Genomic DNA, 17,091 nt, shown 5'->3' with positions numbered 1-17,091 from the left:
GGGGGAGGAGTTTGATGGAAAACAATAAGAAAAACAAGGATGAATTAGTAATAAGTAAGGATAATATTAAGAAAAATAAAGCTATATCTCCGTGGACAGAAGCTTATTGGCAATTAAGAAAAAACAAACTAGCTATTATTGGAATCATAATTATTTCCTTATTTGTTTTCATAGCCATTATTGCACCATTTATTTCCCCATATGCTTTTAATACAATTAGCGCTGGACCTCGTTTAACCCCTCCTTCCCCTGAGCATTGGTTTGGAACAGACGATTTAGGGAGAGATACCTTTACTAGAATCGTATACGGAGCTAGAATTTCACTTGTAGTTGGGTTATTTGCAGTCACTGGAGCATTAGTATTCGGAACACTTTTAGGAATTGTGGCTGGTTTTTTTGGGAAATGGATAGATATGCTAATTTCTCGTATCTTTGACGTGATGCTAGCATTTCCAAGTATTTTACTAGCAATAGCTATTGTGGCTATTCTTGGTCCATCATTACAAAATGCATTAATTGCTATTGCAATTATTAATATTCCTATCTTTGGCAGATTAGTTAGGTCGAAGGTTATATCTATTCGACAAGAGGAGTATATATTAGCTGCGAAAGCATTAGGGATGAAAAGAGGGCGTATTCTTTTTCATCATGTTCTACCAAATAGTGTAGCCCCCATAATAGTGCAAGCAACCTTAAGTTTTGGGACTGCTATTCTTGAAGCAGCTGCATTAGGATTTTTGGGACTAGGTGCTCAAGAACCGACAGCTGAGTGGGGGAAAATGCTTTCTGACTCTAGACAATATATCCAATCAGCACCGTGGACAGTTTTATTTCCTGGTATTTCAATTATGCTTGTCGTACTTGGGTTTAATATGATCGGTGATGGTCTACGAGATGCTCTAGATCCGAAGATGAAAAATTGATTTGTGTTGGTTATTCCACTTTTAAAAAATCATGATATAAGGAAGGTGCACTATTATAACCATACAAAAAGCCTAAAATAGAATATTTAGGCTTTACATATAGCTATAATTAGAGTAATCCGTCTTGTTCATACAAGTAAGAGTATGGAATGTCAATAAACAAGAATAACGCATTTTCCAGTGGAAATGAGTAGGTACGAATCATCTCGTCCTTATCAATATCTGTGTAAAGATCAGACAGTATACCTTTTTGCTCAAAATCCATTCTCACAATGTTTTCTATAAAATAAGGTCGCCAGCTCCAGTTTTTTTGACGACTATCTTTTTCTAATTCCCAATTGCCCTCTTCGCTTTTAACTGCATTCGAAGACTGTTGAAAACCATCATGATCCACGATGTACACTCGGAAAGTATATGTTGTAAGGGCATTAGCAATTTTTAAGACAGTTTCATCAAGATCATTATACGATTTTATCGTTTTTAATGTAGCTTTTAAAGTTTGACTTAGCTTTTCAGTTAGCATTAGTTGCCCTTTAATTTTTTTTCGTTCATATTCAACAAACCGATGAAATTCTTTTTTTATAGTATCTTTACAAAATTCGGCATCAACAAATGATGGATTTGGTTTTCCTAAGTAAAAGCCTTGATAATATCGACTGCCATTTCGCCATGCGAAGTTAAGCTTTGTATAATTATCTACTCCTTCAAATAAAAGAGTTGAGCCGAGTTTTCTTGTTAGTAAAGATAAAGAATGAAGAACATCCCGGTACAGTTCAGGAAAAATGTCACCTTCTAAAAATCCAACATTGACCTTTACGATATTAGGCTTTAAATTAGCTAATCTTTCAAGGTTACTTGAAGAAATACCAACATCACCAATGGCGATCTTAACTCCGGTACTTTGAATATATGTAATTAAGTGTTTAATATCTGAATAATTAGAAGCATAATCTTTTTCTTTTATTTCCAAAACAACACGATCAAACGAAAGACCTTTCGTTTGATAGAATTGTAATTTTTCCATTAAGCGATCTGCGTCATCTCTAATGATGGAATGTATATTGATATTTAGAAATAAATACAAATGAGGAGTCTCTATAAATCTTTCGAGTGCAAGTGTTTGGACGTAGTCATCGATTTCATTACGATACTCCTCAGGAATAGTATCGTCTGTAAAAAATGAACCGAGACTTAAGGGGCCACTCTCCGTTTTCATTCTTGCAAACACTTCATAGCCAACTACTATTTGTTTATCTGCACTAATAATAGGTTGATAGAAAGGAACAATTTTGTCTTTATTCAATAGGATATCTAATGGATCCATAAAAAAGCACCTCCAGCATCTTTAACAAGGAAGATTGTCTTATTATATCATAGGGATGATTGTTTCTAAACTAAACTTAATGTTTGAACCAGATAAAGTTTTTAGCTAACGCTTTTATAAAATTAGTTCTTGCAAAATATTTAGAATTCAATTACAATACTATTTATCAATAAAAATTCTATAGCGATAGACTTCTTATCCAGAGTGGTGGAGGGACAGGCCCTTTGAAACCCGGCAACCTTAAATCAAGTGATTGATTTGAACGGTGCCAATTCCTGCAAGGTGATAAAGCCTTGGGAGATGAGAGAATCGTATGTATATACGAGACCTCTCTAATGAAAAGAGAGGTTTTTTCTTTTGGAAAGAAGCTGTATCGTTCAAAAGGAGCGAGAAAAAATGGAAAAAGCAGTTTTTGGAGCAGGATGTTTTTGGGGAGTGGAAGCATTTTTTGAAAATATTCGTGGGGTAGAAGAAACGAAGGTAGGATATTCTGGTGGTCATGTTGAAAACCCTGCTTATGAATTAGTGAAGACTGGTACAACTGGACATGCAGAGGTAATTGAAATATGGTTTAACCCTTGGAAAATTTCTTATGAAGAACTTGTGGTAAAGTTTTTTGAATGTCACAATCCAACAACCGTGAATCGACAAGGGATTGATGTAGGAACACAGTATCGTTCTGTCATTTTCTTTCAAAACCTTAACCAACTAGAGATCGCAAGTAGAAAGAAATCAGAATTGAACAAAAGCTTAAGTAAAGAAGTAGTTACAGAGATTGCACCAGCAAAACCGTTTTATCCGGCAGAAGAATACCACCAAAAGTACTTTCAAAAAAATGGAACCTTGGCTTGTGGTATATAATTTAAAAGTAATAGGGATAAGTTTAAGGGAACTTGTCCCTTTTTTATTTCTTGTATGTTCTATAGTCTTTCTAACAGGTGACAGCTTTCACCACAGGAATAAGGGCGACATCTGTTCATTCTTCACAGTGTTTCTTTACCGCGGGCACGGGCTCAACTTCCTAAAACTTACACAGTAAGCTTTTAGGGGATTTTCGACTCGTGCTGATCCCACTGTAGTCGCCGCATTCCACTACTGAACCAGTCTATTTTCAGGGTGACCTTACTATACAAAGGAGTGTTTTCATGACTAATCAAAGAGACGCATTGGCTAATATGAAACGTTCATTAGAAACTTGTATGGACGATTGGAAAATGATGCAGCAAACAGAGGGGGACGAAGGAGCCGAATGGGCAGAACGATTTGAAAGACATTTCTATTTGTTTATTGATGATTTTAAGGAATGGTTTTATATGTTAGAGGCTCCCCCTCAAAGTATTGAATCATTAGAGAAAATGGAAGAAGTGAAAGAGATACATTCATTACTGCCAGGACCATTACAATTAAATTTTATGATTGAAATGGAAGAGATCATAGATAGTTTAGATACAAAACGATTCGATTAGTAGTATAAATAAAAGAATGCCTGTCATCCAATGCGATGACAGGTATTCAAATTTTACTTACACTTTTCCCAAAGGTAGGCCATTGCAATTAAAGGGTTGTGACCGAGATAATCCTTACATGGTTGGTTAAATTCCGTATATGGCTTTCGTTTTACTTCCGTTTGTTCGCCTAAAAATGGGTGATAAAATTCCCAAATGGTTCCAGTTCGTTCAAACTGTTCTGAAGTTGCATCCAATGCTTTTTCTAAAATTGCCATTGCAGCATCCTTACGTTCATATTTCATACATCCTCTTGCAGCCCAATACGTCATACTATTCCAGCTTGGACCTCGCCACATCCGTAATTCGAAATCAGGGTCATTAATAGCCACAGTTGGCATGGGGTGGTCAGTAAAAAAACGATTCGGATTTAACAAATTTTTATCAATCACTAATTGTGCTTGAGAATCTGTTGCAGCACCAACAACAATGGCCCAAATTCCTTCAAATGCTAAGTGTCGTTGATGAGGTTTTCCAACAGCCCAGCTGTCATGGAAAAAACCAGTTTCTTCATCGAACAAGGTGGTTTGAATATATTCTTTGAGGGCTTTAGCTTTTCCTTCAAATATGCTACTATTCTCTAGGTCATTTAACTTAATAGCCCATTTCTCAGCATATGAATAAAGTAAATAGACGTGTGAAGTTGCATCCACACAAGGGAATTTACCAGTAGCAATTTCCTTAAACCGAATGCCATCATCCACTCCGCTTTCCCATAAATTATTGAGGATATCAGTATAATAGAAACCTTCTTCTTCAGCATTTCTGTTATTCTCAAACCAAGCTATTTGTTTTTTTATTGCTTCATAGCTTGGTAGTAGGATCGAGGTATCATCATATTTATTCATATAATCCTCAACGGCAATTGGCCAAACTGGAGGATGTGTTTGAACACTACTCCAATTCACTTCGTTATTTGACTTATAAATGACACCTGGAAGAAAGCCATCTATAGATTGATTATGAAAATTGTTTAATAGTTGATTTTTTGCATGCTCTTTTCTTGTATGAATAGCATCAAGGGTTGCGTGTACAATATCCCAATGTCCAAAAGCTGGTCCATAACAGTAGCCACTTCCGATATTCTCCCACGGATATGGGAAAGGGGTTTCAGGTGGATATGTACAATCTTTATGTAACTGTTCTGTATAATGTAAAACTTGTTGCCATGCTAATTTTCCTGGAAATTTACTCATCTAATACCATGCTCCTTATACTTAGTTTTAGTTACTACGAATGCATAAATAGACAATAAAAACACTCCTAGTCATTACTATTTCTTCATATAATGCTAATTTTCCTTTGAAGTTTTTATTAGATGTAGAGTGATGTTAAATGATCCTATTTTTTATGGGGAAATAAAGAAGTTCCTGTTTCTGTATAATCCTATACATATAAAGAAACAGAACTTACCGTATATAATTTTAGTTTAAGTCTTTTGACTTATCAGTAAAAACGTGTAAATCATCCCAGCCAAATGCACATTCATTTAGCTCTTTTCCAGCAATGGTTGTCTTCTTTTCGTACACTTCTTTACCATTCAAAGCGTTAAAAAAAGAACATGATGGATGATTTTTGAAGGTCCAAACGGCCATTGCAGAATGACGAAGATCTATGATATTTTGAGCAACACTCTCAAATAATTTCCTACCGAAGCCTTGTCCTTGGATATCAGGATGAATATAGATTCCGTATAGCTCACCAGTGTATCCTATTCTTAAACGAGGATCGCGCATTGTTCCCCCTAAGGCAAAACCCACGATCTCATTATGATTATTTTCCACAACATAATTCATTGTTCCACCACTAATCGTTTTTGGAAGGTCTTTTTGCCAGCGGTCTTCTCGATTTTTATATGTAAACTTTTCTATAACGGATGGTGGTAAAATCCCTTCATAATCTGAATGAATGCAGTCAACATGTACCCGTGCAATTCCTTTCCAATCATCAGATGATGCTTGTCTAATTTTCATGATATCCCCCTTTGAGATGATGTCATTCTTTATTTCTAATCATAAGGTTACCATTATAAAGATAAAATTTCATCGTTTTGCTTTTCAGTACTAACCGTAGGATTTATTAAATGATAGATGGTAGGTAAGGGGGAAGGAGGATACATGTGTCTGAATATCATTTATATCTCATAGATAGTGAGGCAAGACGCAGAATAAGAGGGGAGTATACCACCTATCTGCGCCATGATTATTTTAAAGTTAAGTAGTTCATATTTTTATTCAGCGTTTCCGTCAGAAACATCAAGCTCAATCCTACTCATGAATTCTTCAGCTGCACTATAGCCTTGCATCTTTAAAATCCAATTGTGTACTGCTGCTTCAATCAATCCAGCTACATCTCGACCAGGTTGAACTTGTATTTCAATAGATGGGATTCTAACCCCCATATACTCAGTATATTGAAGGTCGTGATCCAATTCGTTGTTCAAATCATCCTTTTCCCATTTGGATAACTTAATGTCTAAAGCAATACGGGTTTCGTCTTGAAATGCCTTTCTTCCATATAAACGAACAACGTTTAATAATCCTATACTACGTAGAGCTAAAAATTCTCTCGTTTTTTCATCATGTGTTCCAAGGAGGGTTTGTGGACTAATTTTCTTTAAAACAACGATATCATCAGCAACTAATCGGTGACCTCTACCAATTAATGTATGAGCTGTTTCGCTTTTTCCAACACCTGAATTTCCCCGTAATAATATCCCAATACCAGAGACATTAACACAAACACCATGAATAGAAATTTGTGGAGCTAACATTTTTGATAAATAGCCATCTAGATTAGCAATAAATTCAGAAGTACTTTCTTCCTTTTGAGTAATTAACAATGGAATTTCTTCCTCGATACAATGCTGTTTTAAATATGTAAGTTCATCTTCATCAGCTGTTACAATAAAGCATGGAGGATGATAATTAACGATATTACCGATACGCATTTTACGTTCTTCTTTACTTAGTTTATGTAAATAAGTAACTTCCTTTTGACCTAATATTTGAACTCGTTCTATAGGGAAAAAGTCAAAATAGCCAACAAATTCTAAACCAGGTCGGTGAACGCGAGGTTGCGTAATAGTATTCTGTAAATGGTTTTCTCCTGCTAATACCTTTAATGAAAATTTATTGACTAAATCTTTAACTGTTATTTTTTCCACAATCACGCACCTCCTATAACAAATTCAAATGGAAATTTAGAGTCAAAAATTTTTAAACGTAACAATTTCATTTCTGCATTTTTTAGTGTGTCTACAAAATTCAAGTTTATATCGTCCTTTCTTTACAATTATACCTACGTATAACATACCATAAAACAATTTATAGGAGCACAGGAGATGATGAAGATTTAAAGAATATCTAATTGTAATATTATATTTACAAAACCTTTACATAAAATTTACGTATTTTATATTTCTATTTATATTAATAACATTTATTATGTTTAATAGATAGTGAGATTGTTGAATTTTGTCGACATAAGATAATAACTAACTAAGAGGTGAAACAGCTTGGATTTACAAACTTTACTTTTTATGTTTATTGGTGGACTAGGAATTTTCTTATTTGGTATTAAATATTTAGGAGATGGATTACAAAAGGTTGCAGGTGATGGGCTTAGAGACCTTTTAGATAGATTTACTACGAATCCTATAAAAGGGGTTTTTGCAGGTATATTTGTTACTGTCTTCCTTCAAACAAGTACAGGGACAACTGTTTTAGCAATAGGATTAGTAAATGCAGGATTTATGACTTTAAGACAGGCAATTGGTGTGATTTTAGGAGCTAACATTGGTACAACGGTTACAGCATTTATTATTGGTATTAAAATTTCTGAATATGCCTTGCCTATTATTGCAGTCGGGACACTATTAATCTTTTTCTTTAAAAATCGTAAAATCAATAACTATGGACAAGTTATTTTTGGCTTTGGGTCTTTATTTCTTGGGTTGAATTTAATGGGAGATGGACTACGACCATTAAGAAACCTCCAAGCATTTGCAGATTTAACCGTTTCTATGAGTGAAAACCCGCTATTAGGTGTACTTATTGGGACTATTTTTACTGTAGCAGTTCAAAGTTCTACTGCAGCAATCGGACTCTTACAAACATTGTTTGGACAAGGCGCAATGGACCTTAATGCTGCTTTACCAGTACTTTTTGGCGACAATATTGGTACTACCATTACAGCTGTTTTAGCTGCTTTAGGTGCTTCCGTTGCAGCAAAAAGAGCAGCAGCAACTCATGTTATATTTAATCTAATTGGTACTGCAATTGTATTAATAATACTTGGACCATTTACTTATTTAATCGAAACTCTTCGAGATATGTTACAACTTAACCCAGAAATGACAATTGCATTCGCACATGGGATATTTAACATCTCAAACACGTTAATACAGTTGCCATTTATCGGGGTATTAGCTTGGATTGTAACAAAGCTAATTCCCGGTAATGATTCAGCAGTTGCATACAAAGCAGTACATCTTGATGAAGCTTTTATACGTCAATCACCATCAATTGCCATTGGACAAGCTCAAAAGGAAGTATTACGTATGGGAGAATTAGCAGAGAAGGGATTAGAGGAAGCTAGTCTGTATTTAAAAACAAATCAAAAGAAACACGGAGAAATGATTCCTCAATATGAGGATGCGATAAATAATTTAGATCGAAAAATTACAGATTACTTAGTAAAAGTTTCTTCCCATTCTCTTTCAGTAAATGATTCAAATATACATTCTGCATTAATGGATAATGTTAGAGACCTTGAACGTATTGGTGATCATATGGAAAATATTATGGAACTTGTAGAATATCAGATAGTAAATAAAGTGCAATTTTCCGAAAGTGCAATGAACGATTTAGATGAGATGTTTACATTAACCATTACAACCATTAAACAATCTATAAAAGCAATAGAACTTCATGATGCAGGAGAAGCGAGAGCAGTTTTAGAAAAAGAAGATAAAATAGATAAAATGGAACGGGAATTACGTAAAAAACACATTTTACGCCTAAACGAAAGGAAATGTACAGGTTCAGCTGGGATTGTTTATGTGGATATTGTAAGTAACTTAGAACGAATAGGGGATCATGCAGTAAATATCGCAGAGACTGTTATAAGTGAAAATTAATCCTAATTGAAATATATATAGTAAGAAAAGCCTTGCAAGATACTTTACAAGGCTTTTCTACGTTTATTTCTAGATTGTTATCGATTTATTGCTTCATATATAAAGTAAAACGTAAGGTACTAAATTTATTCTGTCACCCGTTTCAACGTAATGTATTCCGTATCTTTTTCCGCGTATTGAATCGTATCTTGATCAATGATTCTATACTTCCGCCCCCCTTGAAGTCCTGAAATTTCATTTCCATTTATTTCAGCAGAGGATTCAGAAATTCGAACCATATAACTTCCACTATGAATGCGGTGTATATCGGTTCTTAAAATAATTGGTGATGATTGGAATTGGGTTATGTGGATGTAAGACCTATCTTCAATAAAATCTATTGGCTCCCACAAACCTATCATGTTAAGAAGCATTTCTTGCTGTGCAACTTTTTCATCACTTACCTCTTGTTGAAGTTGGATATGCTGATCATATTCTTCCTCTGAATAGCGACGATATGTTCCACTTAGATTATAAAATGTATCCGATTGCCGATCGTAACGAATATGCTGTGTCTGTCCCCCGCGTGATTCTCCTTGGAATATCATCTCTAAATCATTCCCAATGAGATAAGTTTGAGTTCGATTTTCTAGCATGCTTTCATACAATGTCCCATTCTCTGAATGAGAGATTCGCACAACGACAGCTTCGTCATGATCTCGTACCCAGTAACCTATAAGCTGATTTAATGCCACAGCTTTAAAATTCCCACCGTAATTCATTAGTAATTCTACAATATCAGTAAACCGATGGTCTCTTGCATATTCTAATGGAGTAACGAGATCTCTATTCATCGCGTTCGGGTCTGCACCTGCAGTAATTAAGGATTGTACAATCCCATAGTCCTGATTCATTACTGCGAGTAATAAAGCTTGATTACCGTTTATGTCAATTGTATTAGGATCTACATTTTCAGATAAAAGTGCCTTTGTGCGAACTTGATTTCTAGAACTAACCGAATCAATAAGCCAGTTTTCTAATAGATCTCTATTCATATTAGATACCGATAATAATTTTCCGAAGACAGAATCGCTACCTCTTTCAGCTGCATACATGACAGCAGTTTTACCATTTTTATCTACTATGTCAGGATCAGCTCCTTCAGAGAGTAAAAGTGAAACGAGTGAGGTAGTTCCATGTATACCAGCAAACATGATAGGTGTACTTCCATTAAAGTCTGGTCCATTTGCGTCTGCCCCATAGTCTAGCAACAATTGTATGGTGTGGTATACGTCAATATCCTGTAGCATGGTATAGCTAAGTAAATTTTCCCCTTGATCACTAGGTATATTTGGATCAGCATGATGTGTTAAAAGAGTTTCTACAAGGGGAAACAAAGCCCCTCGTTCAATTGCATGGAACAAAAGTGGTCGTCCACTAACTGTGCCATTCGCATCCCCATTCATTTGTAGCATTAACTCTAAATTCGTTACGTCTTCCGTTATTATGGACCAAAGTAAATACTCTGACCTTAACTGAAAATCATTCTTTACACTAGCACCTTGTAGTAGCAAGGGCATTATTCTTGTATGAATATTTTCATATGGTTGTATGAGTACATAGTCAATAGCATTCATACCTTCCTCACTCGTTAATGTGCTATCTGCTCCAAACTGAATTAATGTTTCTACTAATTCTTCACTTTCTAAATCAATGGCAGTAAAGAGGAGAGGTCTATTATCAGAAATAACATTTGGATTTGCATTATACATGATTAACAGTTCTTCAATGAATGTCAATGACTGATCATCTTCGATAGCATTTGCCAATACTGTTTTCCCGTTACTCCCTTCCATATTTATATCAGCACCTATGGATAGAAGAAATTTCACTCGTTTATAATCTTGGCGATCAAGGGCCTTCTTTAAGGAACTATTTTCTATGTTCGAATTTACCCATTTATTTTCAATATGATTAAAATAAATAGAGTCAATTCCTGGTGCTAGCTTACCAGCATAGGCAAAAGTCATACCATTCCAGCTAATAAACAATAATAGTAAAATTGGAAGTGCATAACGAAAACGCAAATAGAAATGTTTATACGATTTTTCTCTATATCGTTGGTATAGCGTGGCAATAGGATCTAGCTTTAACTTTTTTATTCGTCTTTGTCTAACTAAATAATTCAAAAATGAATCTTTTTTTAAATCTTGGTCAGAAAGTAACGTTGAATATGCTTGTATCATTTCGTCGTAGCATTTCTCCTGTACATTATTTTCTATTTTTTCTTCTATCTTTACTAAATTTTTAAACAGTTCGTAGTTTTTGGCAATTTGAATGGAAAGTGATTGATTATTCTTATTCAATTGATAATAATGGAAAAATGCTTTATATATTTCGTTAGCTTTAGTAGATTTTATCTGTTCGGAACAATGAATCATTCGTAAAAAGATAGTATGTAGCTTGGGGATGGTCAAGCCTTCAACAAAGGTTTCATTGTCCACATTTACTTGAGGAATTTCCTTTAATAGCTTTAAATAATAACGTAGGGACTCTTCGTACTTTCTTTCCTTCCAAAAATTTAGTTCAATATAGTGAACTAAAAAGTTATATCTCATTTGCTGCACCAGTTCTTTAACTGTGTAGCCATCAATTTCCATGCTGTTAATTGCTTCGTTAGCAGCAAGATATTGCTGAAGGCCTGTTAAAAGCTGATCTCCAATTAAAAAATTTTCCTGTTGTAGTGCAAATGCAAGTGCTTGTCGATTATCTTCCATCCAACTTTTAATTCGTTTCTCCTCAGAATCTATTACACCTATAGAGAGGCTTCCTTTAAACGCATCAAAGTATCTTATCTCATATCCTAAGCTTTTTAAATCCTCTTGCACTTTTAGAAGGAATCCACCATAAAGGGAAGAGTTGATAGCTTCATAGCAGTCTCGGAGCTCCTGCAAAAGCTTTCTGTAAGCATTGATAACCTTATTCCACGATTTAGATACTTCATTTAAAGAATGGTTAATATATGCTTCATCGTTAGAAAAAGATTTAATGATGTTTCTTGAAACAAGACCTCCTAAAGGGCCAGCTGCAAAGGAGCCAAGTAATCCTGCCCCAAGCTGAAATAGCTGTTTGTCTCCTCTTTTCTTTCCTAGATCTTCAAGTAGGACAAAATGGCTGTTCATTTGCTCTGCATGAAGCTGAAGATTTCTAAGTGTATCCTTCGTTTTTTCATACAATAATCCTTGATAAATATTGAATATTTCATTAGCTGCTTTGTATCGTGTAAAAAGACTAGGGAAAGATGAATTTTCTGTCATACTAGTATGAAAGGTATGATACTCTTTTTTTAATTCAGTTACATCTAGTCCAGTGTTTAAATGAGAAACAAATGTTTTCGGATGAATAAGTCTAAAATATTCCTTCATGAGGCCATTTCGTTCAGACTTTGAGGTCTCTTCATCGTGGAGTCTTGATAATACATCATTTAACTTCAAGATAACATTTTCTTCAATAGACTTTTCCAAGCGTGCTACTTCTTCATTATTTTTTCTTTGTAAAAACTTTAAAATGCCAAAAGAAGCATTATATTTAAAATTCGTACTAATAGCATCATGAATATCTTGGATTTGTTTCGGTAAATCCCGCAAATGAGAATGATTCTTCCAATCTTGAGTCATGTTGTCTGCTCCTATCGTTGTCTGTTATTATAACCAATCAAAAATTCCTAGCCCTTCATCCATAAAGCTGTATTGGAAAGAATCTGTAAGAAATGAGATTGAATCGCTGTGTCCAGCAAAGTTCGTAGTTGCATAATCGTTTAATGAGTGAAATGAAGGTGCAGCTACTGGGAAATTAGGAAAAGAAAAATGAAGAGAGTTTTGGAATTTTTCTGTAATTCCTAATACTTCCATATCATTTGAATACATTGTATGTCCTTGTGGTGCTTGAAAGGAAATCGCTTCTAGGCCAAAATTACTATTATACAAGTTTGCACCACCAAAGGGATTACCAACTGTAAAGGCCTGCTGATTAAAGGTTTGATCCATAATGGATTGGCCACCCATACTATTTGCAGTCGTGACGGCCTCCGTTCCCATATGTTGGTCTGTAATATTTATGCCACCAATCTGATTTTCAAAAGCAAACCCCATAGCATTTCCGGTTTTATCTTTAATAAGTAGTTGATCACCAACCCAAGGTATAGCAATGGAACCATCTAATGGTAATGAAGAACCTTTTAACATTTCTGAAAGACTTGCTTGTGGATAGGTTAAGTCTATTAAACTCATTTTGTTCCCCCCATAAGTATTGTGAAAAGTAGAAAATAATAAAATTAAGTTAATAAATTTATTTTACAGTAAATATAAAAATTACAGTAGATATTTATTTTATTTGAATTGTAATAAGAATTCACAGAAAATAATTGGAAGGTCAGACCTATAGTAGAGTCAAGAATGTGTAATGGGAATTAGATGGGGAAGGGGCGGTTATATTGTGATATTCACGCTTATCCATCATAACCTTTTTGGGTAGAAATACTAGTTACTAGTCATTGGTTATAAGTAATTAATATCAATGATCTTATAGCAACAAAAAATCTGTTGAAGGATTGATTTTATCCTTGGATGAAACATTATCGTTTTCATTTATTGATTAAAGGAAGGAAAGCCATTCTCGCTATTTTAGAGGGGAGGCTTTCTTATTGTGCAATATAAACAATTTTCTTCATTAATAGAATTCGGATCATTAATACTATTAGATAAATAGTATGTAAGAAAAAATGACATGATCTAACACAACGAAGAAAAATACTATTAACATAGTAATTAACTTAATATTGAAGTGTTTAAATTTTAAAATAATTAATTACTTTTCGTAATACTTTAAAAAAACAGAAGGTATTTGGAGGCAGAAGTTCATGTACAAAGACACGATGGAAACCTTGACGAATATGGGGATAGCAAAAGTTAATCTATTAAATAATAGTAAAGGGAGATTTCTCGCATCTGCATCGTTAGCAGGGGCATATGTAGGATTAGCTGTTGTTCTAAGCTTTACTCTTGGAGGATTATTTACTACATTATCCTCGCCAATAGCTTCTTTATTAGTTGGATTATCTTTTGGGATAGCCTTAGTCCTTATTATATTTGCTGGGGCAGAACTATTTACAGGTAACAACATGATTCTTACTGTGAGTACATTGTCTGGTGCCACAACATGGAGAGACACAATAGTTAATTGGTTTTGGTGTTACATAGGAAATTTATTAGGTGCGACATTATTTTGTCTATTAATTTTTTTCTCAGGCATTTTCTCTAATATAGGAAGTGATCATTTCCTGATGGTAACAGCAGCAAACAAAATGGGCTTAAGTGTATCTGAGTTATTTTTTCGAGGGATTTTATGTAACTGGCTAGTATGTTTAGCTATTTGGTGTTGTTTACGTACGAAAAATGATGCAGCAAAAATTATGATTATTCTTTGGATATTGTTAACCTTTGTGGTTTCTGGTTATGAACATAGTATTGCGAATATGGCAATTTTAGGGCTGGCTTTGATTCACCCTAGTCCAGAAACGATTACATTTACAGGTTATTTTAATAATCTAATTCCAGTTACATTAGGAAATATGGTAGGCGGAATCCTTTTCCTAGGTTGCTTGTACTGGTTTATTAGTCCACATAAAAAGAAGGAAGAAGGGCAAATGAAACCGTCACTAGCAGTTAGAAAGTCTATTGCATCAGCTAAATAGATAAATATTTTGTAGGGAGAGGTAAACAATGAAACAAAAACTCGTACTTATAGGTAATGGGATGGCAGGGATTAGAACGATTGAAGAAATTTTGAAAAATGATGCGAATCGTTTTGATATAACGGTATTTGGTGAAGAACCTCATCCAAATTACAATAGAATCATGTTATCTTCTGTATTGCAAGGAGATTCTACAGTAGATGATATCGTTCTAAATGAATATCAATGGTATGAAGAAAATAATATTGAACTATTAGTGGGTGACCCAGTAACAAACGTTGATACAGAAAGACAAATAGTTAAAAGTAAAAACGGAGTAGAACGATCGTACGATAAATTAATTTTTGCGACTGGTTCCGATGCTTATATGCTTCCATTACCAGGGGCTGACAAGGAAGGTGTTATTGCTTTTCGAAATATTAAAGACTGTGAAACAATGATCGAAACTTCAAAAAGATATAAAAGTGCAGTTGTTATCGGTGGTGGTTTACTAGGTTTGGAAGCTGCTCGAGGCTTACTCAATTTAAATATGAAAGTTGATGTAGTGCATATATCTAATGTTCTAATGGAGAGACAATTAGATGAGCAAGGCGGGAAAATGCTACAAGAGGAATTAGAAAAACAAGGGATGAAGTTCCATTTAAACAAAAATACAAAAAAGATAACTGGTAGAAAACGGGTGCAAGGAATCGAATTTAATGATGGTTCTAGCTTAGAGACGGATCTCGTTGTCATGGCAGTTGGAATAAAACCAAATGTGGCATTAGCTCAAGATGCTGGTTTAACAACGGAAAGAGCTATTGTAGTAGATGATTATATGCATACAAGTGCTCCAAATGTTTATGCTGTTGGGGAATGTGCACAGCACAGAGGAATCGCCTATGGTCTTGTTGCGCCTCTATATGAACAAGGAAAAGTCTTAGCAGCAAATCTTTGTTCGGATAAAGGAACACTCGAACATAGCTATGAAGGGTCAGTGGTGTATACAAAATTAAAAGTATCTGGTGTGGATGTGTTTTCTGCTGGTCAATTCCAAGATGGTAAAGATACGAAAGCAATACGTATTCATGATGAATTCGAAAATATTTATAAAAAAGTAGTTATTCGAGATAACAAGATTATTGGTGCGTTACTATTTGGTGACACATCTGATTCTACTCGCTTACTAAGCATGATAAAAAATGATGAAGATATTTCTGGTATGAGTAAAGCGGCATTGTTACCTTCTGAAAGTGGAGAAGCGAAAGTGAGTCCAGTTGTAGCGATGGCGGATGAGGATAATATTTGTGATTGTAATGGTGTAACAAAAGGTGCCATTTGCTCAGCCATTACGGAACAAGGTCTTACATCAGTTGAGGAAGTGAAGCAATGTATGACAGCAGGCCGTTCCTGTGGTGGTTGTAAACCACTCATTGCTGATCTTTTATCAGTGACTGCTGGTGTTGATATAGGGAATACACCAGAACCAATGTGTAGCTGTACAACATTAACTCACGAGGAAGTTGTAGCTGAAATTCGCGAATTAGGACTGACATACCCTCGTGAAGTGATGAATGTTCTCGGGTGGGAATCCGATGAAGGTTGTTCTAAATGTCGTCCGGCAATCAACTACTACTTAAAAATGGTGGATCCAATCAAAAATGAAGACGATCCAACATCACGTTTCATTAACGAACGTGCACATGCAAATATCAATCATAATGGTACATTTACAGTGGTGCCTCGCATGTATGGTGGTGTCACAAATGCAGATCAATTAAGAAAGATTGCCGATGTAGCGGAAAAATACAGTGTTCCTCTATTAAAAGTAACAGGAGGACAACGAATAGATTTATTTGGAGTAGAAAAGGAAGACTTACCAAATGTATGGAGTGACCTAGGGATGAGGTCTGGCTCTGCCTACGCGAAAGCCCTTCGTACCGTAAAAACATGTGTAGGTGAATCGTTCTGTCGATTTGGTACACAGGATTCCATTGGTCTTGGTATTGAGCTCGAGAAAAAGTTTGAGTACATTAATACTCCTCATAAAGTAAAAATGGCTGTATCCGCTTGTCCACGTAACTGTGCGGAGTCAGGTATCAAAGACTTCGGTGTTGTTGGAGTAGATGGTGGTTGGGAACTTTATGTTGGTGGAAATGGTGGTGTTGACCTTCGTGGCGGAGACCTATTCTGTAAAGTGAAAACGAAGGAAGAAATTATTGATACAATCAGTGCATTCATGCAATATTACAGGGAAAATGCGAGGTATTTAGAACGAACTTCTCACTTTGTGGAACGGGTCGGCTTAGATCATATGAAGCAAGTAGTACTTGAAGATGAAGCAGGGCGTCAAGGATTAATTGAAAGAATGGAAGTAGCTCTTTCAACAGGAAAAGATCCTTGGAAGGAAATTGTGGAAAACGAAGAATTACAGCAAGAATTTAAAAAGAAAAAAGTAGAAGTGTTGTCATAGGGAGGGGAGAGAAAAT

The 17,091-nt window shown here is 35.0% G+C and carries 12 protein-coding genes and 1 riboswitch; of the genes, 6 read left to right on the top strand and 6 right to left on the bottom strand.

Annotation, left to right across the window (positions count from 1 at the left end; genetic code table 11):
• Positions 1-14 precede the first annotated feature (14 nt).
• Positions 15-923 (top strand): ABC transporter permease, encoded by a 909-nt coding sequence (locus QA612_RS06220; RefSeq protein WP_278282914.1) that lies wholly within the window; start codon positions 15-17, stop codon positions 921-923.
• Positions 924-1,032: 109 nt separating this feature from the next.
• On the opposite strand, the gene QA612_RS06215 is transcribed toward QA612_RS06220, so the two are convergent.
• Complete coding sequence (locus tag QA612_RS06215; RefSeq protein WP_278282913.1) at positions 1,033-2,247, bottom strand: EAL domain-containing protein; 1,215 nt, start codon at positions 2,245-2,247, stop codon at positions 1,033-1,035.
• Between the two features lie 192 nt (positions 2,248-2,439).
• A riboswitch (SAM riboswitch) is annotated at positions 2,440-2,554 on the top strand.
• An 89-nt stretch (positions 2,555-2,643) separates the two neighbouring features.
• Between QA612_RS06215 and msrA the strand changes: the two genes are divergently transcribed.
• Both msrA and QA612_RS06205 read left to right on the top strand, forming a co-directional pair.
• Entirely contained in the window at positions 2,644-3,108 is a 465-nt protein-coding gene (msrA, locus tag QA612_RS06210; RefSeq protein ID WP_278282912.1) for a peptide-methionine (S)-S-oxide reductase MsrA, read from the top strand.
• 284 nt (positions 3,109-3,392) lie between these two features.
• A complete protein-coding gene (locus QA612_RS06205) occupies positions 3,393-3,713 on the top strand; it encodes a hypothetical protein (RefSeq protein WP_278282911.1) in 321 nt (106 codons plus the stop codon).
• Between the two features lie 53 nt (positions 3,714-3,766).
• Here QA612_RS06205 and QA612_RS06200 read toward each other — a convergent pair whose 3' ends face one another.
• From QA612_RS06200 to hprK, 3 genes are all read right to left on the bottom strand, one after another.
• Entirely contained in the window at positions 3,767-4,948 is a 1,182-nt protein-coding gene (locus QA612_RS06200; protein ID WP_278282910.1) for an MGH1-like glycoside hydrolase domain-containing protein, read from the bottom strand.
• Between the two features lie 228 nt (positions 4,949-5,176).
• Positions 5,177-5,725: a GNAT family N-acetyltransferase gene (locus QA612_RS06195; protein ID WP_278282909.1), complete on the bottom strand. Its 549-nt coding sequence runs from the start codon at positions 5,723-5,725 to the stop codon at positions 5,177-5,179.
• Between the two features lie 257 nt (positions 5,726-5,982).
• Positions 5,983-6,918 carry an HPr(Ser) kinase/phosphatase gene (gene hprK, locus QA612_RS06190; protein WP_278282908.1) on the bottom strand — a complete coding sequence of 312 codons (936 nt, stop codon included), beginning with the start codon at positions 6,916-6,918 and terminating at the stop codon, positions 5,983-5,985.
• 351 nt (positions 6,919-7,269) lie between these two features.
• Here hprK and QA612_RS06185 point away from each other — a divergent pair, with 351 nt between their 5' ends.
• Positions 7,270-8,892, top strand: a complete 1,623-nt coding sequence (locus QA612_RS06185) for a Na/Pi cotransporter family protein (RefSeq protein ID WP_278282907.1) — start codon at positions 7,270-7,272, stop codon at positions 8,890-8,892.
• 125 nt (positions 8,893-9,017) lie between these two features.
• Here QA612_RS06185 and QA612_RS06180 read toward each other — a convergent pair whose 3' ends face one another.
• The gene (locus tag QA612_RS06180; protein ID WP_278282906.1) at positions 9,018-12,548 is read right to left on the bottom strand and encodes an ankyrin repeat domain-containing protein; all 3,531 of its coding nucleotides are present in this window, start codon (positions 12,546-12,548) and stop codon (positions 9,018-9,020) included.
• A 27-nt stretch (positions 12,549-12,575) separates the two neighbouring features.
• A complete protein-coding gene (locus tag QA612_RS06175) occupies positions 12,576-13,160 on the bottom strand; it encodes a hypothetical protein (protein WP_278282905.1) in 585 nt (194 codons plus the stop codon).
• 629 nt (positions 13,161-13,789) lie between these two features.
• Here QA612_RS06175 and QA612_RS06170 point away from each other — a divergent pair.
• Positions 13,790-14,623: a formate/nitrite transporter family protein gene (locus QA612_RS06170; protein ID WP_278282904.1), complete on the top strand. Its 834-nt coding sequence runs from the start codon at positions 13,790-13,792 to the stop codon at positions 14,621-14,623.
• A gap of 28 nt (positions 14,624-14,651) precedes the next feature.
• The gene (gene nirB, locus QA612_RS06165) at positions 14,652-17,075 is read left to right on the top strand and encodes a nitrite reductase large subunit NirB (RefSeq protein ID WP_278282903.1); all 2,424 of its coding nucleotides are present in this window, start codon (positions 14,652-14,654) and stop codon (positions 17,073-17,075) included.
• The last annotated feature ends 16 nt before the right edge of the window (positions 17,076-17,091 follow it).

The sequence above is a fragment of the Evansella sp. AB-P1 genome, assembly GCF_029688925.1.
In the GTDB taxonomy this organism is placed as follows: domain Bacteria; phylum Bacillota; class Bacilli; order Bacillales; family Salisediminibacteriaceae; genus Evansella.
The sequence above is the reverse complement of the archived record's forward strand: the minus strand, read 5'-3'. Positions and strand labels throughout refer to the sequence as shown.

Bases quoted from the DNA above. Each gene is read 5' to 3' on its own strand.
- QA612_RS06205 (WP_278282911.1), top strand. From the start codon at position 3,393: ATGACTAATCAAAGAGACGCATTGGCTAATATGAAACGTTCATTAGAA.
- nirB (WP_278282903.1), top strand. From the start codon at position 14,652: ATGAAACAAAAACTCGTACTTATAGGTAATGGGATGGCAGGGATTAGA.
- QA612_RS06220 (WP_278282914.1), top strand. From the start codon at position 15: ATGGAAAACAATAAGAAAAACAAGGATGAATTAGTAATAAGTAAGGAT.
- QA612_RS06175 (WP_278282905.1), bottom strand. From the start codon at position 13,160: ATGAGTTTAATAGACTTAACCTATCCACAAGCAAGTCTTTCAGAAATG.
- QA612_RS06195 (WP_278282909.1), bottom strand. From the start codon at position 5,725: ATGAAAATTAGACAAGCATCATCTGATGATTGGAAAGGAATTGCACGG.
- QA612_RS06215 (WP_278282913.1), bottom strand. From the start codon at position 2,247: ATGGATCCATTAGATATCCTATTGAATAAAGACAAAATTGTTCCTTTC.
- QA612_RS06180 (WP_278282906.1), bottom strand. From the start codon at position 12,548: ATGACTCAAGATTGGAAGAATCATTCTCATTTGCGGGATTTACCGAAA.
- msrA (WP_278282912.1), top strand. From the start codon at position 2,644: ATGGAAAAAGCAGTTTTTGGAGCAGGATGTTTTTGGGGAGTGGAAGCA.
- QA612_RS06200 (WP_278282910.1), bottom strand. From the start codon at position 4,948: ATGAGTAAATTTCCAGGAAAATTAGCATGGCAACAAGTTTTACATTAT.
- QA612_RS06170 (WP_278282904.1), top strand. From the start codon at position 13,790: ATGTACAAAGACACGATGGAAACCTTGACGAATATGGGGATAGCAAAA.